Raw genomic sequence first — 22,463 nt, 5'->3', positions numbered from 1 at the left:
TCAAACTCCTTCTTCGGGGCGGGCCGTGGCGCCCGAGCGTGCCTCGCGCGGGCGGGGCATTTCGTGGAGGGAGAAGTCGACCGGGGTCTGCGGGGCTGTCCTCTGGATCGCTGCTTCCCGGCGCAGCCGCGCAGTTCCCGTCTGGTTGTGCACTTCGCCGATCGCGTAGTCCACCGCCGCGCCGCGCTCGCCGAAGAGCGCAATGGACGCCGACTTGGACCGCGGGGGTCTGCGGAAGGTCAACTCACCCGCACCTTTGGCGACTTGGAGCATGTCGCACAGTTGTCGGTCCTGTTCCCCGAGCTGCTCACCCTCGGACGCGAAGGACTGCCGGCGAAATGCCGTGGCCGGGCAGCCGCCGACGTCGACTGCGCCCATGGTCACAACTGTCATAACGCTCCCCCATTCGACCAATCGGCTACCTGTGTGCCTCAGGGTGCGGAGAATCCGCACGCCCTGATCACCGGAAGCTCTTGAAGCGTAGAGAACGTTCGCTATGTTTTTCAAGGGTGATCGGGTGAGTGCCTCTGATGCGACGGACATCTTCAGGGAGTGGCCACTGCCCCCCGCAGCACCACCTCCCACATGCGCTCCAACTGTGTGGCCACGGCCGGGAGATGCGGATCGGCCCCTCCTGCGCTGGCGCGGGCGAAGGTTTCGGCGCCGGTTACGAGGTGCACAGCCAGTGCGGTCATGACCTGAGGGTCAACTCCCGGTCGAAGCTCCTCGGACCGCTGCGCCTCCCGCAGCAGGCACCGCACCGCGGGGAGCCATGACTCCAGCCAGCCGCCGTCACCTGGGCAGTCCCGCTCCAGCCGAGCTGCCGACCGCACGACCACCTCTGTCTCCAAGAGGTGTGCGAGCTCCCCGGTCAGGTGAATCAGGCAGTCCAGCCCCGGGGCGTGTCCGTGCGCGACCTGCTTCATCCGGTCGTTCGTGAGCGCGCGGGCATCAGCCCGCACTGCGTCGGCAAGGTCACGCTTGGAGTTGAAGTGAAACGTGAGCGCCCCTATGGAAAGTTGGGCATACTTGCAGATTCGAGTCAGTGTGGCCCTTTCATAACCATTCTCGTCGATCTCGACGGCTGCGGCGTGCACCAGCCGCTGTCGAGTGCGGGCAGACCTCTCCTGAGCCACCACGGGGTTACCTCCATCCGAGGGTCAAAATAAAAGCAATCGTTCGCTTTATTTTCCAGTGCTGGATCAAGTAACGTCCGCTGTGCCGTGACGCACCGGTTGGTTGCTGCGCCCGGCGGCACCGGATGGCAGGAAAGATCACGTGGCTGAACGTGTGCAGGCCCGGGGGGGGCGACGGTGACGAGGATCGGCGGTTACTGCGGATCGTCCGCAGAGGCACTGGCTCGGGCAAGGGCGCCCGGCGAGATGAGCGGCGGCCTCTCCAGCCGCTTCTCGGTCCCTCTCGCCCCCTAAGGGGCTGTCCCGTATTCTCTGGCGGGCGTTACGGGACAGCCCTTGGCCATGCGCCGATAGGGGCCGAGCGCGCTCTCAGACCGCTGTTCTCCCGCCGTCGACGGGCAGGGCCGCGCCGGTCACGAACTCGGATCGCTCGCTGCAGAGCCAGGCTGCGGCCTGGGCGATCTCATCAGGGGCAGCCATACGCCGGCGCAGTGTGTGTCTGACGAAGCGCTCTTCCAACCAAGGCGAACCAGACAGTACTTGGTCCATCATCTCGGTTCGTGTGCTGCCCACGACCAGGGCGTTGACCCGGATCCCACAAGGACCGTATTCCCGCGCGGCGGCTCGGGTCAGACCGATCACCGCGTGCTTGGCGGCCACGTACGCGGCGGACGCACTGGAGGCGAGTACGCCGGCGACGCTTGAGGTGTTCACTATTGCCCCGCCGCCGGACGCCTGCATTGCCGGGATCTGATGATGCAGACAGTTCCAGACGCCCCGCACGTTGACGTCCATGGTCCGGGTGTACTCCTCGTCGTCCATCTCGTGCAAAAGAGTCCCGACGCTGGCGTAACCGGCATTGTTGAAGGCCGCGTCCAGCCGTCCGAAGGTGTCGACGGCTGCCGCGACGGCCCGTTCGACGGCCTTGGACGATGCCACGTCGCCCTGGACGGCGACCGCGGACCCGCCCGCCGCGCGGATCTCCTCCGCGAGGCGTGTGAGACGGTCCCTGCGCCGCGCCATGAGCACCACAGCGGCTCCCTCCTCGGCGAACAGCCGACTCGCCGCCGCGCCGATGCCGCTGGACGCCCCGGTAATCATGGCGACCTTGCCTGTCAGCACGTCAGGCCCTCCAGACGCTGCCGAGGGCTGCCTCCCGGTCCACCCTGTGCAGTAGGCCCTCGTCGACGGCGTGCAGGGATTCAACCACGTGCCGCACGCCGATCTCGCGCATCAACCGCGGCTGAAAGCTGTACTCGAAGTTGGTGGGGTGGCCGATGAACGGCACATTGAGCTCCTTGGCCGCCAGGCCCACGTTCGCCACGTCGTCGATGAAGACGGCCTCGTCGTACGTGAAGCCGAAGTACTCCGTGATGATCTCCTGGATGCCGGGCCGGAACGTGTCAGTGCAGATGTACCCGGGGTTGTCGAAGAGGTCGGCGTACGCTCTGAGAAACTCGTCGAAGTGGTCCTTGGCCAGGCCGCCATAGCAAATGATCTGGAGCCCCAACCCACGCAGCCGCTCCAGAAGTTCCACCGCCCCACCGTTGAGCCTCACCGGATGGGTCTCCAGGTAGTGCGCACGCTCCCTGAAGTACAGATCTAACGCATCTTCAGGTGTGACGGGTTCGTCGATCGCCTGGGCGAGGATCCGGCCCGCGACGCTTCGTGGCTGCGAGAAGATGCTGCGTTCCACCTCGGCGGTGTACGCACACCCCCTGCTGACCAGGAATCGGTGGATGACCGGGCTGAAGGTGTCGTTGAGTACGACGCCGTCGATGTTGACTGCGGCTAAGCGCAGCCGGCTGAGCATAGGTGCCATGTGCTGCTTCCCCCTGCGGTGATAGGAACCGCGCCTGTATGGCGCTGCCGAGCCGGACATGCCATGAGGCAGCGGGCTCAACTCGGCGAAGACTACTTGCCGTTGCCCGTACGACCAGCAGGGGGCGGTCACGATGAGGTGGCGGAGGAGTGTCAGTCAGAGGGCCCCGCCGGGGCCACCGCCTCACCGATCGGCATGGCACGGGTGGGATTCACTTCGGTTCGGGCAACCACGGCCGGCACGGCGACGCCTGGCAGCAAAAGTCGCCACATGCGGACCACGCGGTCCGGAAGATCCGCTCGGCAACTCTTGGCAGCCGCATACATCTGCATGCCGGTACAGGACTCGACGAGCAACTCGGCAAGCTCCCACGGTTCAACGCCCGCCTGCAGCTCGCCCTTGTGCTGGGCAACCCGCAAACACTCTTCCATCACTTGACTCCACTCTTGATAGGGGGTGGAGTCGCGCATTCCGAAGGTTTCCTGCTCCCCTGTGAGCCGGACTCCCGCACGCAGCAGCGGGTCGGTCTGCAGGCGGCGGGCCCAGATCAACGTGATGTCGACCAACTGCTGGAGCCCCTCCGAGTCGAGCAACGGCACGATCGTGCCGGGCTGAGCGTTCATCACGGCCTTGGCAAGGTCTTCCTTGGAGCTGAAGTGGAAGTACAAGGCTCCTGCCGTCATCCCCGCACGCTGAAGGATGCGACTGATGCTGGCGCCGGCGAAGCCGCTCTCATCGAACACCTCCGCCGCCGCGCGAATGAGCGCCTTGCGTGTCAGTATCGCCCGCTCTTGCCTGGCTGACCCCACGGCCGGCCTCCTTAGTTCAGATGAAACGCTCGTTATGTTACTGCTGGCAAGTCGCGGGGGCTGCACGCACCAACTCGGCTGCCACCAGGGGTGGAGCCGGTCATCGGCAGGTCGCACGCACCCCTCTGGCCCGGCACGTGGCCTCACTCAAAGATCTTTTTACCTTCACCTTACCCAAAACAAAACGAGCACTCTTTATGTTGTGGTGCACAGCATCGCAGCACCTCGACGTCCCAGGGCGTGAGGTCCTTCCGCTGTCACAAGGGGGAATTCAGTTGCTCACCATGGATCCCAGTGCAGTGCTGGCTTCCGTCGCTTCGCGCGTGCCCAGGGAGTACGTGCACAAGGAGGATGAGTCCGAGGTCCTCCTCACCGGGTGCAGAGCGAGCGGCCCGGACACTTTTCTTGTCACTGCACGCTGGCCCATCGACCACGGCTTTTACCATCCTGTGCATGGCCTGTTCGACCCGCTGCTCGGTGCGGAGTCGATCCGGCAGGCGGTACCACTGCTCAGTCATGTCGCATACGGTGTGCCGTTCGGGCACAAGCAGTCATGGGGCTACTACCGCCAGAACCTCGATCCCACAGCTCTGGAGAGCGACGGGTCCACTGCTGAAATCGAGCTGCGCATCGCCTGCACCGACGTCATCCGTCGAACGGGAGGGCTGGCTTCGCTCACCATGCGAGTCGACATGTTCCGCGAGGGCTTGCCGCTCGGCACGGCGGAGTTAGGCTTCCGCAATCATCCGCCGGCAATCTACAAGCGGTTGCGTCGCAGATATGCGGACATCGACTGGGCCACAAGCCGGGCCATACCTGCCGTACCTCCGACAGCTCCCCAGCGAGTCTCCCGCGAACAACTGGCGGACGTCGTTCTGTCGACGACTGACTCGCCCAACTGCAGCCGGTTGCGCGCGGACCTCTCGCATCGTGTTCTCTTCGATCATCCGGTCGACCATGTCCCTGGCATGCTCCTGCTCGAGGCTGCACGCCAGTCCGCCCACGAAGCGGCGCACCCGAGACCAACGGTGGCGGTCGGACTCGATGCCGTCTTCCGGCGCTACGTAGAGCTGGATGCTCCGTGCTGGATTCAATCCAGGTGCGAACTGCCGCTCGACGACGGGCAGCCAGTGGGCGTCGACGCCGTTCAGCACGGAGAAGAGCTCTTTACCTGCACGGTCACACTCGCATCTGCCCCGTGATGCGCCGTACACCAGGTAACCCGGGCTGCGTGCGAGAGGCGTGGGCGTACACCCGTGGCAATGCACCGAATCTGCTGTGCAACGGCGGCGTGCCCCAGGCCCGTCCGAGAACGTCAGTGCGGAACCGGCTACCGCGTCGGCAGGACGGCCGAGCGCCGATCCTCGGCCGTGAGGCGGACGTCGCCCGCCCGCTCGGCCTGGCGCGCCAGGCCGGTCAGCTCCACGCTGCGCTCGCCGTGCTCGTGGAAGAGAGCCAGCTGGCTGCGCAGCGCCCGGAGGCGGATTCGGTCCCGGAAGGCGAGGCGCCCGCCGTCCTCGCCGACGCGGTCGCACAGTTCGCGCGCGGTGGTGTGATCGCCCTGGTGGAAGGCGAGATACGAGCGGAGCAGCAGGAACTCGCGGCGGCAGGCGGCGTTGCCCAGCAGGTCGACGACAGGAGCGGCCTCGCGCAGTCGGCGCCCGGCCTCGGCCGGGCCGCGCGGGGGCATCTGGAGGAACAGCCACGCCGCGGCCAACCGCAGCCGCAGCCAGGGCAGGATGTCCCCGGAGTGCGGGCCCGCGCCGGGATCGAGCCGTTCCAGGGCCTGTTCGAGCAGCCGGACGGCTTCCGCGTGCCGTTTCTGGCGGACACGTACCGTGCTTGCCGTACACAGGGCCTCGGCGCCCAGCCGCAGGGGCAGTGCTGCCGTGAGGGCCAGCAACTCCTCCGTGTGGGAGGCGGCTTCGTTGTGCCGCCCCGTGTCGGCCTCCAGCAGGACGAGGGCCAGGAGCGCGCGGGCTGTGTCCGGCGGTGGCATGGCCGCGGCGACGGCGAGCGCGTGGGCGTCGCGCGCGGCGCCCAGTGCTTCCCGGAGCCGGCCGCCGTCCCGCAGGCAGCGGGCGAGCCGGGTCCGGCCGCGGACCTCGAGGCGGGGGTTGCCGATGGCGGTGCCGAGTGCGACGAGGTCCCGGAGGACGGACTGTTCCTGGTCCCGGTCCTCCTGAGCGCTGTAGGTCTCGGCGAGGATCCACAGTGCCTGCCAGCGCAGGGCGGGGTCCATCGCGCCGGGCCGTTCCAGGCTGCGCAGCAGCAGCGGCACGATGTCGATGTCCTCGGTGGCGCTGCTGGAGAGCGCCACCGCGAGCTGCTGTGCGGCTTCGTCGGGATCGTCCCGGCGGAAGATCTCGGCGGGAACGCCGAGTTTGTCGCTGAGGTACGCGAGGGCCCGTTCCGTCGGAGGCCGGTTGCCGGACTCGAGGCGTGAGAGATAGGCCGGTGACATGCCCGGGCCGGTCAGCTCCGACTGCAGCATGCCGCGAGCCTGCCTGATCTCCCGTAGCCGGGCCCCGAACCCCGGCTGCTCCAGGAGAAACATCTGTCGCTGCCGCATGGCCGTCATGGTGTCACGGGCGGGGCGGCGGGCACAGGGGAGCGGACCGCGTTCGGCTCTGATCGGCGGAGTTGGCCAAGGCTTGACAAGTCTGGCAAATGATCTTTCGCTAAGGAGAACAGGGGATGCGTGTGGGCGGTACTGCCGCACGCGAAGAAAATAGGGGGAGCCTGCGTTGTCGAAGACGCCCACAGAGACGAAGGACATGTCGGTGGTGCCCGGGCCAGGATTGCGGGGCGTGCCGCGCCCGGTGATCAGGGTCCCGGTGAGCAGCCTCAAGGACGGCGACTCACCCCGGGCCGGCGGCATCGATCCGGACCACGTCCAGGCCCTCGCCGAGTCGCCCCGGGGCTTCGACCCGATCCTCGTGCACCGTGCCACGCGCCAAGTGATCGACGGCATGCACCGGTTACAGGCGGCGGTGCTACGGGGCGAGCGCGATATCGCGGTCCGCTACCTCGACGGCCCGGCCGACGAGGTCTTCATCCAGGCCGTCAGGGCGAACATCACCCACGGCCTGCCGCTGACCCTCAAGGACCGCAAGCTCGCGGCCGAGCGGATCCTGCGGATGCACCCCGCCTGGTCGGACCGGGCGATCGCCCGGATCACGGACCTGTCCCCGAAGACTGTGGGGGCGGCCCGCAGGCGCTCGACCGAGGATATTCCTCAGCCGAACACGCGCGTCGGGCAGGACGGCCGTGCCCGCCCGGCCGACCCGGCCCTGCGCCGGGAGATCGCCCGGACCCTGCTGGCCGAACGCCCCGGGGTCCCGTTGCGCGAGGTGGCCGCCTTCGCAGGGATCTCCGTCAGCACCGCCCACGACGTCTCCCGGCGCATGCGCGGCGGTGAGCAGCCGGAGTCGGCCGGAGTGAGCCGGACCGACAAACGCGGGACCCGGTCCACCGTGGCGGGGGTGCGCAGAGATCCCGACGTGGGCCGCAATCGGGTGACGGCGCTGCGCAGTCTGGCGAGCGACCCCTCGCTCCGGCTGACCGAACCGGGGCGTGCGCTGGTGCGGTGGCTGAGCGCGCGGGCTCTGGATATCGAAGCAGGCGAGCGGCTGCTGGCCGCCGTGCCGCCGCACTGCGCGGTCACGGTCGCCGATCTGGCCCAGTGCTACGCCGAGGAGTGGGAGCGGTTCGCCCGGGAACTCTCCCGCCCGCAGGAGCAGGAGGACGCGCAGCGCGCGGGCTGACGGCACTTTCGGCACGGTGTCCGCCGGGACCGTGCCCGCCGGGCGTCGTCATGTGATCACGCGCTGGAGCGCGGCCCGCGTTCGGCTTCGAGCAGGACGCGGCGCAGCAGGTCCGCGAGGAGTCCCTGTTCGGCCGGGTCGAGGGCCCGCAGGATGCGGTGCTCCTCGCGGCCCTCGGTCTCCAGAGCGGACTGCCAGGCGGCCTGCCCGGCGGGGGTGAGCTCGACGGTCACCTTGCGGCGGTCCGTCACGGACGCCGAGCGTCGGACGAACGCGCGCCGCTCCAGGCCGTCGAGGCGGCTGGTCATCGCCGAGGGGGAGAGCCGCAGTTCGGCCACGAGCTCCGAGGGGGTGGCCCGGCCACCGCGGCCGGACAGGGCGCGCAGTGTCAGGTACTCGAAGCTCTGCAGGCCGTGTTCGGCGAGTGCGGCCTCCCTGGCCCGGCCCAAGTGTTGGACCAGCAAGGACATCCGGGTCACCGTGCCCTCCACCACGGGGTCGAGTGACGGCAGGATCCGCCGCCAGCGGGTGACGTGTTCGTCCACGGAGTCGCGCTCGGTCATGAATACATTTTACTTCGTCGCCATAAAGTACGTTGCCGAATATTGCGATGTCGAATTAATCTCCCGTCATGACCCACCCCTTGCGCCTCCGCAACTTCCGGCTGCTGTTCGTCAGCCGGACCATGTCCACGCTGAGCGACGCCCTAGTGCCCACCGCGTTGAGCCTGGCCGTCGTCGAGGTCACCGGCTCCGCCACCATGCTCGCGGTGGTGCTCGGGTGCGCCCTTGGCACCAGGCTCGTGCTGCTGCCGGTCGCCGGCGCGGTCGCCGACCGGTTCGACACCCGCAAGGTCGCCCTCGTCGCGGATCTCACGCGCATGGTCACCCAGGCGGTGGTGGCCGTGGAGCTGCTGGGTGACAACCCCAGCATCGCGCTCATCGCCGTGGCCCAGGTGGTAGCGGGGGCGGCGTCGGCGGTCGGCCTGTCCAACCTCTCGCCCCTGGTCACCAAGACCGTGCCCGCTTCCGGCGGCCAGCGGATCAAGGCCAATTCCCTGATGGGTGTGGCCAAGAGCGTCTCCCTGCTGGCGGGCCCTGCCCTCGCCGGCGCCCTGATCTTCGCAGTCGGCTTCGGCTGGGTCTTCGTCGCCGATGCGACCGCCTTCGGCATCAGCGCCACCCTGATGCTCCTGATACGCCTGGACAAAGGCGCAGAGGCGACGGAGGGGGCCTCTGCCGGTCCTGCTGAGCGCCGCTCCATCCGGGCCGACCTGATCGAGGGGTTCACGGAGGTGCGGGCCCGGGACTGGTACTGGACCAGCCTCATCGCGCATGCCGTCTGGAACTTCGTCGCCAATATCCTGCTCACGCTCGGTCCGCTCATCGCCGTGAAGCGGCTCGGCGGCGAGGGCTCCTGGGTTGCGGTGACCCAGGCGGGCGGCGTCGGCCTCCTCCTCGGCTCGCTCGTGTCGGGCTGGGCCCGCCCGAAGCGGCCGGTGCTCGTCGGCAACATCGCCCTGGCCAGCTACGCGCTGCCGCTCACGCTGTTCGCCGCCGGCGCCCCCGTCCTGCTCCTGGCGACCGGCTACGGCATCGCCCTTGCCGCCCTCGGCTTCCTCAACCCCACCTGGGACTCCACCGTCCAGGCGGTCATCCCGCAGAGCGCGCTCGCCCGGGTCAGCTCCTACGACTGGCTGGTCTCGCTGGCCGCGCAGCCGCTCGGCGTGATCCTGGCGCCGGTCGCCCTGTCGCTGTGGGGCGAGCGGGTGCCGTTCGCCGCCGCGGCCGTCCTGGTCGCGGTGGTCTGCGTGGGCACGGCCGCGGTTCCCGGTGTCCGCGGGCTCCGGCTGGACTATGCGGCACAGGCCCGGTCCGCGCCCGTGGAAGCCCCGGAAACAGGGGCAGTGCCCGAGGCCAGGACCGTCCAGAGTGGAGGGAAGGGCGCGGGCTCCCTCGCCTGACACGGCAGCAACGTCCGTTCGACAGACATTTCTTGACGGGGTAAATCCCGGTTCGGAGGATGGGTCCCACGGTCGGCCCCGGCGCCCTCGCCAGGTGGAGCGCACACCGTGCGCGAGCCGGGCCGCCACCGACCACTGACGCTTCCTCCGCCCGTCCGCGGGCTCCGCACCGGCGGAGCGCTCACCTCATGAACCGCCTGGGACACCGACGACCGGTGCCCGGGCGCGGACGGGCACGCCCCGAAAGGAACCCCATGGGCACTGCCACGCACGACCTTCAGGAGCAGATACGGCTGATCTGGGCCGAGGTGCTCGACCAGGACCCGGAGGATGTCCCGGTCGACGAGAACTTCTTCGAGGCCGGCGGCGACTCCCTGCTCTTCATCGTTCTCCTGGAGCGCGTGAACCGCCTGGCAGGACGTGAGATCGAGGCCGCCGAACTCTTCGACCACGCCACCGTGGAGGCTCAGACCGAGTTCCTCGCCGGTGACGCCGCGGACGAGGGAAGTGGCCGGCTGCTCTCCAGCGGCCGCTGAGACAGGGCAGCGAAGGCGTGAGCCGCGACACCGACATCGCCGTCATCGGCGCCGGGTGCCGATTCCCCGACGCGTCGCATCCGTACGAGTTCTGGCGCAACCTGGACCAGGGCACCGTCTCCGTGCGTGAGCTCTCCGACGAGGACCTGCTCGCCGCCGGGGTGGAGCCGGAGACCTGGGCCGATCCCGCGTACGTCCGGAAAGCCGCCCGGCTGGGCGCGCCCGCCGACTTCGCCGGGGAGTTCTTCGGTTACTCCCGGGCGGAGGCCGAAGCCGTCGACCCGCAGCAGCGCCTCTTCCTCGAAGTGTGCTGGGAGGCCCTGGAGTCCGCGGGGCACGGCGCCCGCTCCGGGAGTGCCACCGGCGTGTTCGCCGGCAGTCACGCGGGGCCGTATTCGGCACGCTTGCTGGCCGCGACGGCGCAGCAGGAAGGTTGGCCGACGGCGCTCAGCGACGTGCCGCTGCACCTCGGCGGCCTCGGGGACTTCATGCCCGCCCGCGTGGCCTACAAGCTGGGGCTGCGCGGGCCCACCGTCGGCGTCCAGGCGGCCTGCGCCTCGGCCCTGTACTCCGTGCACCAGGCGGTGCTGAACCTGCTCGCGGGCGAGTGCGACCTCGCGCTGGCCGGCGGCGCGACGGTCCTCGAACCGGAGACCGGCTACCGGCAGCGTCCGGACGGCAGCCTGTCCGTGGACGGCTACTGCCGCTCGTACGACGCGAAGTCCACGGGCACCTTCTACAGTTCGGGCGTCGCCGCCGTGGCGCTGCGCAGACTCCCGGACGCGCTGGCCGACGGCGACCCGGTGCTCGCGGTCCTGCGCGGCACGGCCGTCGGTAACCACGGCGCCGACCGCGCCGGCTTCACCGTGCCCAGCGCCGCAGGTATCGCCGGCGTCGTGGGCCGGGCCCTGGAGACGGCCGGGGTCCGCGGCGAACAGATCGACTACGTCGAGGGACACGGCGTCGGCACGCCCATCGGGGACCGCCTGGAGATCCGCGGGCTCACCGTGGGCCTGGGCCCGGGGGTGCCGGCCGGGCGCATCGCGCTCGGTTCGGTCAAGGCCAACATCGGGCACACCGGGCCCGCTTCCGGACTTGCGGGACTGCTCAGCGCCGTCCACGTGGTCCGCACCGGCTGCCTCGTGCCTCATCCGCTCTTCGCGTCGCCCCGGGAGCCCGAGGCTTTCGCGAAGAGCCCGTTCCACGTGACGACGGAGCCCGGGACGCTTGCCGGGACCGAGCGGTTCGCGCTGGTCAACAACATCGGCTTCGGCGGCAACAACGCCGTCGCCGTGGTTGCCGCACCGCCTGCGCCGGAGCGCCCCGCGGCCCCGGAACGGCCCGTCGTACGGCTCGCCCTGTCGGCTCGCAACGACGTCGAACTGGACGCTGTGGCACGGCGGCTGGCCGACGCCGCCGAGTCCGGCGACATCCCCCCGGGCGACTTCGCCCACACCCTGCGGGTGGGCCGCCGCGCGTTCCCCGCACGGCGCGTGGTGACCGTCCCCGCCGGTGCCCCCCACGACAGCTCGGCCCGCCTCGCCGCCGCCCTGCGTGACGCCACGGACCCGGCCGTACGCTGCCGCCGTGCCGCCTCCGGGCAGCGGCTCGCCGTGGTCGTCGCCCCCGGCGCCTCGGAAACCGGGGAACTCCTCGACCTGCTCGCCGCCGCCTTCCCGCGCCGCAGCGCCCTGCACGACGCCGTCGCCGACGTGCCCGACAAGGCCTTCGCCGTTCTCGTGGGCGAGGGCCTCGACGCGGGCACGCGCACCGGCCCGGTGGTTCACCTGCCGGCCCGGCCCGCGGACGTGGCCGACGCCGTCGAGGAACTGGCCCACGAGGCCTGGCTGCACGGCGTCGACGTCGACTGGGCCGCCCTCTCCGGCTCCCGCGGCCGGCGCGTGCCCCTGCCCACCTATCCCTTCCCGCGCGAGCGCTACTGGGCCCTCGACCGTTTCCCCGAGTCCTCCGGGCGGGAGGCCGTGCCCCCGCCGCCGGGCGACGGCTCCTGCCCGCACCCAGCCCAAGGAGACCCCGTATGACCGCCCGTACCCTCTACTCCTGGTTCCAGGAGGCGGTGGACCGGTACCCCGACCACACCGCGATCGAGGTCCAGGACGCCTCGTACACCTACCGCGAGCTGCACGACCAGGCCGAGGCCCTGGCCGAACTCCTGATCCGCGAGCACGGCCGGGCCCCCGAGCGCGTCGCGCTGCTCGCGATGCGCAGCCACGTCGCCTACGCGGGCTACCTGGCCGCGCTGCGCCTGGGCGCGGTCGTGACCCCGCTCAACGCGCGCTTCCCAATCACCCGCAACCAGGCCACCTGCGACCTCGCCAAGATCGACATGGTCATCGCCGACGAGTCCGGCGCGGCACAGCTCGACCGGCCCGAGGGCTGGGAGGGGCACCGGGCGATCGCGCTGACCGCCGCCGACGTGGTCGAGGGCAAGGCCGGTGGCTCCCTGCCCGCCTATCAGGGCGACCTGGACGACGTGGCCTACCTGCTGTTCACCTCCGGCTCCACAGGCCGCCCCAAGGGTGTGCCCATCCGGCACCGCAACGCCTCCGCCTACGTCGCGTACTCCATGGAGCGCTACGACGTGCGGCCCGGCGACCGTGTGTCGCACACCTTCGACCTCACCTTCGACCCCTCGGTCTTTGACCTCTTCGTGACCTGGGCCGCGGGCGCGACCCTCGTCGTGCCCCAGCGCACCGAACTGCTCGCGCCGGTCGACCACATCATCGACCGCGGGATCACCCACTGGTTCTCGGTCCCCTCGGTGGTGTCGGTCAGCCGCAGCCTCGGCAAGCTGTTCACCGGCGTCTCGGATACGCTGCGCTACAGCCTCTTCATCGGCGAACAGCTCACCCTCGACCAGGCCGCCGCCTGGCGTCGGATCGCGCCCGGCGCGGTGCTGGGTAACGTCTATGGCCCCACCGAACTCACCGTTGCCTGCACCGGTTACGAGCTCCCCGCCGACCCGGAGCAGTGGCCGTCCACCTCCAACGACACGGTGCCGATCGGCCCGGTCTACCCCTTCCTGGAGTGGCTCGTCCTGGACGAGGACGGCCGCCCGGCCGAGGACGGCGAGCTCGTGGTGCGCGGCTCCCAGCGGTTCGCCGGCTACTACGACCCGGCGGACAATGCGGGCCGGTTCCTGTCCGTCCAGGAGACCCCCGACGGCCCCGTTGCCACGGTCCACGACGGCACCGGTGAGCTGACCGACGCGCACTACTACCGCACCGGGGACCGGGTCCGCCTGGAGAACGGCACCTGGGTGCACCTGGGACGGCTCGACAACCAGGTCAAGATCCGCGGCTACCGTGTGGAGCTCGGCGAGATCGAGACCGCGCTGCGCCGCCACCCCGGCATCGACCAGGCCGTCGTCGTGGTCCCCCCGCAGGGCCCCGCCGCCGGCGTCGTCGCCTTCGTCACCGGTCCCGGCGAGCCGGACCTCAAGGAACTGAAGTCCTGGCTGCGCAAGAAACTCCCGGTGCACATGGTGCCGCAGCGATACGAGCACCTGGCCGCACTGCCCCTGAACGCCAGTGGGAAGGCCGACCGACCCGCCCTGATCCGGATGCTCGCCGAACGTGCGACGCAGGAAGGCAAGTGAGCACGACCGTGGACTTCAGTCTCTTCTACTTCGCCAACGACAGCGTCGGCGACGGTGGTGGCAACCGCTACGAACTCCTCATGGAAGGCGCCAAGTTCGCCGACCGCAACGGCTTCACTGCGGTCTGGACGCCCGAACGGCACTTCCACCCCTTCGGAGGCACCTACCCCAACCCGTCGGTGACCAGCGCGGCCATCGCCGCCGTCACCGAACGCGTCCAGATTCGCGCGGGCAGCGTCGTGGCCCCCCTGCACCACCCCCTGCGCATCGCCGAGGAGTGGTCGGTCGTCGACAACATCTCCGGCGGCCGGGTCGGCATCTCCGTCGCCTCCGGCTGGCACGCCACGGACTTCTGCCTCAACCCCGGCGCGTACGAGAACCGCAAGGCGGGCCTCTTCGAGCAGGCGGAACAGGTCCGCAAGCTCTGGCGCGGCGAGCCGATGACCGTCACCGGCGGCACCGGTGACGAGGCCAGCGTGCGCATCTTCCCGCCGCCGGTCCAGCCCGAGCTGCCGGTGTGGATCACCAGCGGCGGCGATGCCCGCACCGTGCAGGAGGCCGGCACCGGCGGATACGGCCTGCTCACGCACCTGCTCGGCCAGGACCTCGACGAACTCGCCGAGAAGATCGCCCGGTACCGCAAGGCCTACGCCGAACGCCCGGGCGCGGACGGCCGGCCCGGCCACGTGGCCCTCATGGTGCACACCTTCCTCGCCGAGGACGACGACGCGGCCCGCGAACTGGTCCGCGCGCCCCTCTCCGCGTACCTGCGCAGCTCGCTCGGGCTCATCCTCAACGGCTCGCAGCTGGGCGGCGCCCGCAAGATCGACCCGTCGAAGCTGCGCGAGAAGGACATTGACTTCCTCGTCGAGCGGGCCTTCGACCGCTACTACGACGACGGCGGCCTGCTCGGCGGTGTCGACAAGTGCCGCGCGGTGGTCCGGCGGCTGCGCTCGATCGGCGTCGACGAGATCGCCTGCCTCATCGATTTCGGCCTGCCCGCCCAGGACGTCCTCGACAGCCTCGACCACTTGGACCGGCTGCGCCGCCTCAGCCTCGACGACACGGAGTGACCCGATGACCATCACACCCGTCGGCGGGGCACCCGCGGTGCGCCCCCTCCACGAGACCTTCGCCGCCGCCGCGGCCACCTGGCCCGAGCGCGTCGCCGTGAGCGACGGGCGGCGTCATCTGACGTACGCCGAGCTCGACGGCGCGGCCAACCGGCTCGCCCACCGGCTCATCGCCCTCGGCGCGGGCCCCGAGCAGCTGGTCGCCCTCTGCTCCACGCGCACCGTCGACCTGGTGGTCGGCGTCCTCGGCATCCTGAAGTCGGGCGCCGGCTACCTCCCGCTCGACCCGCGCTACCCGCTGGAGCGGCTGCGCGCCACCGTCACCGACGCCGGCTGCTCGCTGGCCGTCGGCGACGAGGTGCCCGACCTGGGCCTGACCACCGTGGCCCCGGCGCAGGACGACCTCGCGGGCGAGCCCGGCACCGCGCCCGCCACCGGCGCGGAGCCCGGCCACACCGCGTACGTGATCTACACCTCCGGCTCCACCGGCAAGCCGAAGGGCGTCGTCGTCACCCACGCCAACGCCGCCCGCCTGTTCACCGTCACTGCCGAGGAGTTCGGCTTCGGCCCGGACGACGTGTGGACGATGTTCCACTCCATCGCCTTCGACTTCTCCGTATGGGAGCTGTGGGGCGCCCTGCTGCACGGCGGCCGCGTCGTCGTCGTGCCGTACGAGCTGAGCCGCGACCCCGAGGCGTTCGTCCGGCTGCTCGTCGACGAGCACGTCACCATGCTCAGCCAGACCCCCTCCGCCTTCCGGCAGCTGGCCACGGCCGCCGAGGCGCTCGGATTCCCGGAAACGGCGCTGCGCGCGGTGGTCTTCGGCGGCGAGAAGCTCGAACCGGCCATCCTCAAGCGCTGGGTGGAGCGGTACGGCGACGACCGGCCCCGGCTGATCAACATGTACGGCATCACCGAGACGACCGTGCACGTCACCCTCCGCCCCCTCACCCGCGCCGACTTCGACGACCGGCGCAGCCCCATCGGAACCCCGCTGGCCGACCTCACCCTCCACGTGCTCGACGAGCAGCTGCGCCCCGTCGCCCCCGGCGAGGAAGGCGAGCTGTACGTCGGCGGCGCCGGCGTCGCGCGCGGCTACCTGAACCGGCCCGAGCTCACCCGCGAGCGCTTCCTCCCCGACCCATTCGCCCCGGGCGGCCGGCTCTACCGCACCGGCGACCTGGCGGAGCGGGGCGCCGACGGCGAGGTCTACTACCACGGGCGCGCCGACGGACAGGTCCAGATGCGCGGCTTCCGGATCGAGCTGGGCGAGATAGAGGCCACCGTGCTCGCCCACCCGGACGTGCGCGAGGCCGTCGTCCTCCTGCGCGAGGACGAGCCCGGCATGCAGGCCCTCGTCTGCTACTCGGTCGGGCGCGGCGGCACCGGGCCGGACGACCTGCGCGCCGCCCTGCGGGAACACGCCGCCGAGCGGCTGCCCGCCCACATGGTGCCGTCCGCGTTCGTGCCCATGGCCGCGCTGCCGATGACACCCAACGGCAAACTGGACCGGGCCGCGCTGCCCCGCCCCGAGGCCCCGGCCGCCGCGCCTGCCACGGGCGGTCGAGCCCCCGCCGACGGCGTCGAGACCCGCCTCGCCGAGATCTGGGCCGAGGCGCTCGGGGTGCCCGCCGTGGGCCTCGACGACAACTTCTTCGCGATCGGCGGCGACTCCATGCGGGCCATCCCGATGGTGGCCCGGGCCAAGGAGGCGGGGCTGCCCGTCACCGTGGTCGCGCTCTTCGCCAACCCGACCGTCAGCGCGCTCGCCGAGTACTGCCGCACCCAGGAACAGCCCGTCGCCGCACCGGTGGTGGAGGAGACCGCCCCCGAGGCCGACGACGACCGGTTCCTGGCCGCCGCCCCGGACGGCGTCGAGGCGGCCTACCCGGCGTCGGCGCTCCAGCAGGGCATCATCTTCCACTCGAAGCTCAGCAACGACCCGACGCTCTACCACGACCTGGAGAGCGTCCGCGTACGGGGACCGCTGGACCTCGGGGCGCTGCGGCGCGCGCTCGACGCCCTCGTCGGCCGCCACGAGATCCTGCGCACCTCCTTCGACCTCGGCACCCACCGGCAGGTCGTCCAGTACGTGCACACCGCGGCCGAGGTCCCGCTGACCGTCGTGACGCCCGCCGAGGGCCTCTCCCCGGACGCCGCGCTGCGCGCGTGGTGGCGAGAGCAGTGGCGGAACCGCTTCGACCTCACCCAGGCGCCGCTGCTGCGCGTCCACGTGCTCCCGCACGGGGAGGAGGACTTCCACCTGGCGGTCTCCACGCACCACAGCATCCTGGACGGCTGGAGCTTCGCTCTCCTGATGACCGAGCTGCTCACCGGCTACGACCGCGAGATGACCGGCCGCCCCGCCTACGCCGACGACGAACGACCCCTGCCCTACCGGGAGTTCGTCGCACTGGAGGCCCGCGAGGCCACGTCGGACACGGCCCGCGCGTACTGGACGCGCGTGCTCGACGGGGCCACGGCCACCCGGCTGCCCGCCCCGGCCGAGGCGCCCACCGCTGCCGCCGACGCCGCCGGCTCAAGAGACCTCGGTCCGGACGTCACCGTGGTCTTCGCGCCGGAGCTGGTACAACGGGTCGCCGAACGGGCCGCCGCCCTCGGCACGCCCGTCAAGAGCCTCTTCCTCGCCGCCCACCTGCGGGCGCTCGGCCGCCTCGCCGGGACCGAGGACGTCGTCACCGGCCTCGTCTCGGGCGGCAGGCCCGAGGCAGCCTCGGCGGAGTCGACCCTCGGGCTGTTCCTCAACAGCGTGCCGCTGCGCGTCGACCTGGCGGGCAAGGACTCCGCGGACCTGGTCCGGGCGGCCTTCGCCGCGGAGCAGGACATGATGCCGCACCGCCGCTACCCACTGTCCCGGATCAGCCGGGACGTCAAGGGCGCACCGTTCGAGGTGCTGTTCAACTTCACCGTGTTCGGGGTGGTGGACAGCCTTGAGGACCTCATGCTCCTCAAGGCGACGGACTGGTGGCTGAGCGACCGCAACAGCTTCCCTGTCTCCGTGGAGATCGGCCGCATGACCGGCAGCGACCAGTGGAAGCTGGACATCACGGTCGACCCGGCGAAGGCCGACCCCGCCTCCGCGCGGGGACTGGCCACCGCTCTGGAGGCCGCGCTGTGGGAGCTCGTCTCTCCGTGAGCCGCCGATGGATCCGTACGCTGGGCACGGCGGCCGCGGCCGCGCCGCGGCTGCTGTGCCTGCCCCACGCAGGCGGCACCGCCGGTTTCTTCCGGCCGCTGGCCGGGGAGCTGGCGGCCCGCGGGTCCGCGGCCGAGGTGCTCGCGGCCCAGTACCCGGGGCGGCAGGACCGGCTCGGCGAGCCGGCCTTCACCTCGCTGCCCGAGCACGCCGACGCGCTGCACACCGCGCTCCTGCGGGAGCTGCCCGGCTCCGACGGGCGGCCCCTGGTCCTCTTCGGGCACAGCATGGGCGCGGTGCTCGCTTTCGAACTGGCCCTGCGCCTGGAGGCGGCGGACGGGCCGCGCCCCGCCGCCGTGGTCATCGCCGGCCGGCGCGCGCCCTCCGTGCACCGCGCGGAGCCGCACCCCGACGACCTCGACGACGGCCGACTCCTCGACGACGTCCGGGCGATGCACGGCACCGACGCCCGCGTCCTGGCCAGTGAGGCACTGCTCCGGCTGGTGCTGCCCGCCGTGCGGGCCGACGTCCGGGCCGTGCTGACCCACCGCCCGGACACCCGGGCGGCTGTCGATGCCCCCGTCACCACCTTCGTCGGGTCGGCCGACCCCACCACCTCGGTGGCGGACGCGGCGGCCTGGGCCGCCCACACCCGCGGCCCCTTCGCCCTGCGGGTGTTCGAGGGCGGCCACTTCCACCTCGGCGACCGAGCCGCCGGTCCGGCCGCCGCACTTGACGACATACTGGAGGAAGCCGTGTGCAACCGTACGAACAGGGCGATGCCCGAGGCGGTGCGGCCGTGAGCGGGATCGTCGACCTGGACGTCCGTTTCCCCCGCGGCCGCGCCACACTGGAGCAGATGCGGCGCGCCTCCGGCTTGTCCGCCGAGGAGATCCGCGAGATCACCCTCTGCGAAGAGATCCCCGTCCTCGGACCGGACGAGACGGCCTGGGAGATCACCCGGGACGCGGCCGCCGCGGTCCTGGAGCGCACCGGTGTGGACCGCGCCGCGATCCGGCAGGTCCTGTACGTGGGCTCGGGTGTCTGGGACCGGCCCGCTTGGTCCCCGGCCGCGAAGATCGCCCACGAGCTGGGCATCGAGCACGCGCACTGCTTCGAGATCGTCAACTTCTGCAACGCGGGCATGACGGCGCTGCAGATCGCCAGCGAGCGGACCCGCCTGGACGGCGGGTACGCCCTCGTCCTCCTCGGCGACCGGCTGGGCCGCTTGGTCGACTACCACGACGCCGACACCCGGCCGCTGTTCAACGTGGGTGACGCGGGCGGCGCGATGCTGGTCGGCCCGCACGGCTGCACCTACCGGCACCTGCACGCGGCGATGCACACCGATGCGAGCTGGGCCGACTTCTGGGCCGGTGAACAGGGCCCGGACGGGGCGAAATTCCGGCGGAAGAGCGACCGCAAGGGCCTCTCGACGGTCTACATGGAGAATTTCACGACCCTGGCACAGCAGACCCTCGACGCGATCGGCGGCAAGCGCGGCGACATCGCCTACGTCCTCACCAACCAGGGCGACCGGAACATCCAGTCGCGCTTCCTGGACGTCCTCGGCCTGACCGAGGAGCAGAGCGTCTTCACGTACGGCCGGCTCGGCCACATGGCGAGCAGTGACACCGTCATCTGTCTCAAGGAACTGGCCGGGCGCGGGGTACTGCGCGATGGCGACCTGATCCTGGTGGCGTCCAGTGGCATGGGCTTCAGCTTCGGCGTCACCGCTCTCGAATACTGCGCGGAGGGTTCCCGATGAGCACCGCCCGGACGATCGCGGTCGTCTACGACAAGGGCGCGGTGGCGCCCGCCCAGTTCGCGGCAGGCCTGTCCGGCCTCGGCGAGCTGCTTTTCCTGCTGCCCGACTCGGCCCACAACGAGGAGATGCTGCCGCTCCTCGAACACGTCGGGCGCACCGTGCGGCTCACCGGCGATCCGGAGACGGACATCGCCCGCGTCCGCGCCGAGGCTCCGGCCGCGGTGCTCACCTTCGCCGAGTCCCAGCTGGGCACCACCTCGGCGCTGACCACGGCGCTCGGCCTGCCCGGCCACTCCGCTGAGACGGTCCTGATGCTCACCGACAAGGCCCGCCAGCGCGCCCGCCTCGCGGAGACCGGCGTGGACCGCGTCCGCAGCATCACGCTGACCTCGCCCGAGGAGTGGCCGCGGGTGGCGGCCGAGGTGGGCCTGCCCGCGATCGTCAAACCCTTGCAGGGCGAGGGCAGCCGGGGCGTCTTCGTCGTCTCGGACCCGGACGGGGTACGGCGCATGGTGGCCGAGGTCTTCGTCACCGCGGACGCGACCGGGACCACCGTGGTCGCCGAGGAACTCCTCCAGGGCCGTACCGACCTGGACTTCGCGGACTACGTCTCCGTGGAGAGCCTCTGCGGGCCGCACGGCGTGACGCATCTGGCCGTCACGGGCAAGTTCCCGCTCGCGCCGCCGTTCCGCGAGACCGGCTACTTCTGGCCGCCGGCCCTGCCGGACGGGCTGGAGGACGAGATCCGGACCCTCACCGGAAACGCGCTGCGCGCCCTCGGCGTCACCACCGGGATCACTCACACCGAGGTCAAGCTGACGCCCGAGGGTCCGCGGATCATCGAGATCAACGGCCGGATCGGCGGGCACATCCACCTGCTCGGCCAGAACGCCTGCGACGTCGACCTGGCCCGGGTAGCAGGGCTGCTCGCCCTCGGCGAGCAGGTGCGTCTCCCCCCGTTCCGCCCGGACCGGGCGCACTTCGTGTTCATCGGGCTCGGACCGGTGGAGCCGGCCCGATTCCTCGCCGTCCACGGCGAGGACGACGTCCGCGCCCTGGAGGGCATCGCCGGCTACCGGGGCTTCACGCGGATCGGCGAGGACCTGCCCGGCGGCGTCAACACCCAGATCCTCAACCTGGTCTGGGGCAGTGGAGCGGACCACGCCGAGATGGCCGCGCTGTACGACAAAACCCTGGCCACGCTGAGCTACGACTTCGCGTTCCCCGACGGGACGACGCGCACGCTCGACCCGACCGAGCTGATGTGGTGACCTCCGCCGCCGCAGGCCCCCGTTTCCGTACGACTCTCCGCTGGGAGGAGACCCCGTGACCACGACCGCACAGGCGGCCCAGGCGTCCATCGGCGCGGACGAGTTCCGCGACGCGATGGCGCACCTGGCGGCACCGCTGACCATCATCACCACCACGGACGCGGAGGGGAACCGCCGCGGCTTCACCGCCAGCGCGGTCACCTCGGTGTCCATGGAACCGCCGCTGCTGCTCGTCGGGATCGGCCGTACCTCCAGCTGCCACGCGATCCTGACCACCGGCACCGAGTTCGTGGTGAACCTCCTGGGCGCCGCCCACGCCGACGTCGCCAGGACGTTCGCCCGCAGCGGCGCCGACCGCTTCGCGACCGGTGAGTTTGCCCAGTGGCCGGGCTCCGGCCTGCCGGTGCTCGCGGACGCGCACGCCGCCTTCCGGTGCCGCCGGGTGGACGTCCTGCCCGCGGGCGATCACGACTTGCTCATCGGCGAACTCCTGGAAGTACGCCAGGGCCCGGGTGGTGAGCCCCTTCTGTGGTACCAGCGGGAATTCCGTACGCCGCTCGGCGACCCCGCCCGGTAGGCCGGGGAGCTGTGTCGGCTGCCGGCCGGGATGGTGCGTTGCCGGTACCGGGCCGGCCGGGTGTGCCGACAGGGGCTTGGCGACCAGGCGTCGTCACGGCTCCGGCCGTCCGTGCGGTCCGGTGCCGGCTGCGCGATGTGCCATCGGGTCATGAGGATCTGACCTGCGCGTTTCCCGCTTCGGGTGTGGCCGGCGGCCACGCCTCGGCGGTCCTCGTGCCGGCCCTTCCTGACCCGGGCGTCAGGACCGCTTCGGAGAGCCGGTAGCTTGGCCGGGTGAGTGAGAAGACCCTGCAGCACCGGATCGACGGCCCCGACGACGCCCCCGTACTCGTACTGGGCGCCGCGCTCGGGACCACCTGGCACAGGTTGTAGATCGCGTCTCGTGCGGTCCAGGTGGTCCAGGTCAGGGGCGCAGGTGCAGGTCAGGGGCTTGTGGTCCAGGAGCGTCGATGCTGTTGGTGAGACGCGTGTGATACCGCGTGAGAGGTGAGGAACCCTCGTCGGCTTGCCGGCGGGGGTTCCTGTGTTCGGGGGCGGGTCTGGTGAGGTGTTCGGCACGGTCTTGCTGTGCTCCGGCTCTGCCGTTCGGCCACGACTGTTGCATCAAGACCGGACCTGGAGTGAGGGGCCGTGAGCGTTCGGCATCGGATGCCCAGGCATTGTCACAGTTCTGCCGTCCGCGCGGTCCGGTGTCGGCCACTTGGAGGCGCCATGTGGTCGGGAGGCGAATGACCATGGCCCGTACGCCCAGCACCCCACGCACCGGCCGGCGTCCGCCTGGTGGGGAGGTCGTCCTCGGTGTGGACGCGTACCGGGATGTTCATGCCGCCGCGGTGGTCTCCTCGCTGGGGGAGGTGATCGGGACCGGGAGCTTCCCCGCCACCGCGGTGGGATATCGCGAACTGCTGATGTGGGTCAGGGGGTGGGCACGGCTCGGGATGACTGGCATGCGTGATGCTGCCG

Annotated in this window: 20 protein-coding genes and 1 pseudogene; 13 read left to right on the top strand and 8 right to left on the bottom strand. The window is 71.0% G+C overall.

From position 1 onward, the window contains the following. The 5 genes from K7396_RS07765 to K7396_RS07745 form a co-directional block, all read right to left on the bottom strand. Positions 1–378, bottom strand: coding sequence for a hypothetical protein (locus tag K7396_RS07765; RefSeq protein WP_143589144.1), 378 nt, complete (start codon positions 376–378; stop codon positions 1–3). 167 nt (positions 379–545) lie between these two features. Continuing rightward, positions 546–1,139: a TetR/AcrR family transcriptional regulator gene (locus K7396_RS07760; RefSeq protein WP_086719142.1), complete on the bottom strand. Its 594-nt coding sequence runs from the start codon at positions 1,137–1,139 to the stop codon at positions 546–548. A 366-nt stretch (positions 1,140–1,505) separates the two neighbouring features. Beyond that, positions 1,506–2,237, bottom strand: coding sequence for an SDR family NAD(P)-dependent oxidoreductase (locus tag K7396_RS07755; RefSeq protein ID WP_086719162.1), 732 nt, complete (start codon positions 2,235–2,237; stop codon positions 1,506–1,508). A gap of 22 nt (positions 2,238–2,259) precedes the next feature. Further along, positions 2,260–2,958, bottom strand: a complete 699-nt coding sequence (locus K7396_RS07750) for a haloacid dehalogenase-like hydrolase (protein WP_086719141.1) — start codon at positions 2,956–2,958, stop codon at positions 2,260–2,262. Positions 2,959–3,110: 152 nt separating this feature from the next. Further along, a complete protein-coding gene (locus K7396_RS07745) occupies positions 3,111–3,767 on the bottom strand; it encodes a ScbR family autoregulator-binding transcription factor (protein WP_174886841.1) in 657 nt (218 codons plus the stop codon). Between the two features lie 284 nt (positions 3,768–4,051). Here K7396_RS07745 and K7396_RS07740 point away from each other — a divergent pair, with 284 nt between their 5' ends. After that, positions 4,052–4,969 (top strand): ScbA/BarX family gamma-butyrolactone biosynthesis protein, encoded by a 918-nt coding sequence (locus tag K7396_RS07740; RefSeq protein ID WP_086719160.1) that lies wholly within the window; start codon positions 4,052–4,054, stop codon positions 4,967–4,969. A gap of 128 nt (positions 4,970–5,097) precedes the next feature. Here the strand turns inward: K7396_RS07740 and K7396_RS07735 are convergent, their stop codons facing one another. Then, a complete protein-coding gene (locus K7396_RS07735) occupies positions 5,098–6,339 on the bottom strand; it encodes a helix-turn-helix domain-containing protein (RefSeq protein ID WP_170314257.1) in 1,242 nt (413 codons plus the stop codon). Between the two features lie 265 nt (positions 6,340–6,604). On the opposite strand from K7396_RS07735, the gene K7396_RS07730 reads away from it, so the two are divergent. Continuing rightward, positions 6,605–7,534 carry a ParB/RepB/Spo0J family partition protein gene (locus K7396_RS07730; RefSeq protein ID WP_263295829.1) on the top strand — a complete coding sequence of 310 codons (930 nt, stop codon included), beginning with the start codon at positions 6,605–6,607 and terminating at the stop codon, positions 7,532–7,534. A 56-nt stretch (positions 7,535–7,590) separates the two neighbouring features. Here the strand turns inward: K7396_RS07730 and K7396_RS07725 are convergent, their stop codons facing one another. Continuing rightward, a complete protein-coding gene (locus K7396_RS07725) occupies positions 7,591–8,097 on the bottom strand; it encodes a MarR family winged helix-turn-helix transcriptional regulator (protein ID WP_086716077.1) in 507 nt (168 codons plus the stop codon). 68 nt (positions 8,098–8,165) lie between these two features. Here K7396_RS07725 and K7396_RS07720 point away from each other — a divergent pair, with 68 nt between their 5' ends. From K7396_RS07720 to K7396_RS07670, 11 genes and pseudogenes are all read left to right on the top strand, one after another. Then, on the top strand, positions 8,166–9,497 hold the full coding sequence (locus tag K7396_RS07720) for an MFS transporter (RefSeq protein ID WP_086716079.1): 1,332 nt from the start codon (positions 8,166–8,168) through the stop codon (positions 9,495–9,497). A gap of 254 nt (positions 9,498–9,751) precedes the next feature. After that, positions 9,752–10,033 carry an acyl carrier protein gene (locus tag K7396_RS07715; protein ID WP_158101091.1) on the top strand — a complete coding sequence of 94 codons (282 nt, stop codon included), beginning with the start codon at positions 9,752–9,754 and terminating at the stop codon, positions 10,031–10,033. A 17-nt stretch (positions 10,034–10,050) separates the two neighbouring features. Beyond that, the gene (locus tag K7396_RS07710) at positions 10,051–12,075 is read left to right on the top strand and encodes a beta-ketoacyl [acyl carrier protein] synthase domain-containing protein (RefSeq protein WP_086716083.1); all 2,025 of its coding nucleotides are present in this window, start codon (positions 10,051–10,053) and stop codon (positions 12,073–12,075) included. Then, positions 12,072–13,652: an amino acid adenylation domain-containing protein gene (locus K7396_RS07705; RefSeq protein WP_086716085.1), complete on the top strand. Its 1,581-nt coding sequence runs from the start codon at positions 12,072–12,074 to the stop codon at positions 13,650–13,652. Before K7396_RS07710 ends, K7396_RS07705 begins: the two co-directional genes overlap by 4 nt. After that, positions 13,649–14,725 (top strand): LLM class flavin-dependent oxidoreductase, encoded by a 1,077-nt coding sequence (locus K7396_RS07700; protein ID WP_223659757.1) that lies wholly within the window; start codon positions 13,649–13,651, stop codon positions 14,723–14,725. Before K7396_RS07705 ends, K7396_RS07700 begins: the two co-directional genes overlap by 4 nt. Before the next feature lie 4 nt (positions 14,726–14,729). After that, entirely contained in the window at positions 14,730–17,882 is a 3,153-nt protein-coding gene (locus tag K7396_RS07695; protein ID WP_086716086.1) for a non-ribosomal peptide synthetase, read from the top strand. Further along, a complete protein-coding gene (locus K7396_RS07690) occupies positions 17,879–18,685 on the top strand; it encodes a thioesterase II family protein (protein WP_086716088.1) in 807 nt (268 codons plus the stop codon). The genes K7396_RS07695 and K7396_RS07690 overlap by 4 nt, the downstream gene beginning before the upstream one ends. Beyond that, entirely contained in the window at positions 18,682–19,650 is a 969-nt protein-coding gene (locus K7396_RS07685; RefSeq protein ID WP_086716150.1) for a 3-oxoacyl-ACP synthase III family protein, read from the top strand. The genes K7396_RS07690 and K7396_RS07685 overlap by 4 nt, the downstream gene beginning before the upstream one ends. Then, positions 19,647–20,921 carry an ATP-grasp domain-containing protein gene (locus K7396_RS07680; protein WP_086716090.1) on the top strand — a complete coding sequence of 425 codons (1,275 nt, stop codon included), beginning with the start codon at positions 19,647–19,649 and terminating at the stop codon, positions 20,919–20,921. The genes K7396_RS07685 and K7396_RS07680 overlap by 4 nt, the downstream gene beginning before the upstream one ends. A gap of 55 nt (positions 20,922–20,976) precedes the next feature. Beyond that, positions 20,977–21,498 carry a flavin reductase family protein gene (locus tag K7396_RS07675; RefSeq protein WP_223659755.1) on the top strand — a complete coding sequence of 174 codons (522 nt, stop codon included), beginning with the start codon at positions 20,977–20,979 and terminating at the stop codon, positions 21,496–21,498. Positions 21,499–21,773: 275 nt separating this feature from the next. Continuing rightward, positions 21,774–21,863 (top strand): annotated as a pseudogene (locus K7396_RS07670) (3-oxoadipate enol-lactone hydrolase); the annotation flags it as partial. 457 nt (positions 21,864–22,320) lie between these two features. Here the strand turns inward: K7396_RS07670 and K7396_RS35660 are convergent. Continuing rightward, positions 22,321–22,449 (bottom strand): hypothetical protein, encoded by a 129-nt coding sequence (locus K7396_RS35660; RefSeq protein ID WP_263295826.1) that lies wholly within the window; start codon positions 22,447–22,449, stop codon positions 22,321–22,323. Positions 22,450–22,463 lie beyond the last annotated feature (14 nt).

Source organism: Streptomyces angustmyceticus (assembly GCF_019933235.1).
Classification (GTDB): domain Bacteria; phylum Actinomycetota; class Actinomycetes; order Streptomycetales; family Streptomycetaceae; genus Streptomyces; species Streptomyces angustmyceticus.
This window is presented reverse-complemented; position numbering and strand designations above follow the sequence as displayed.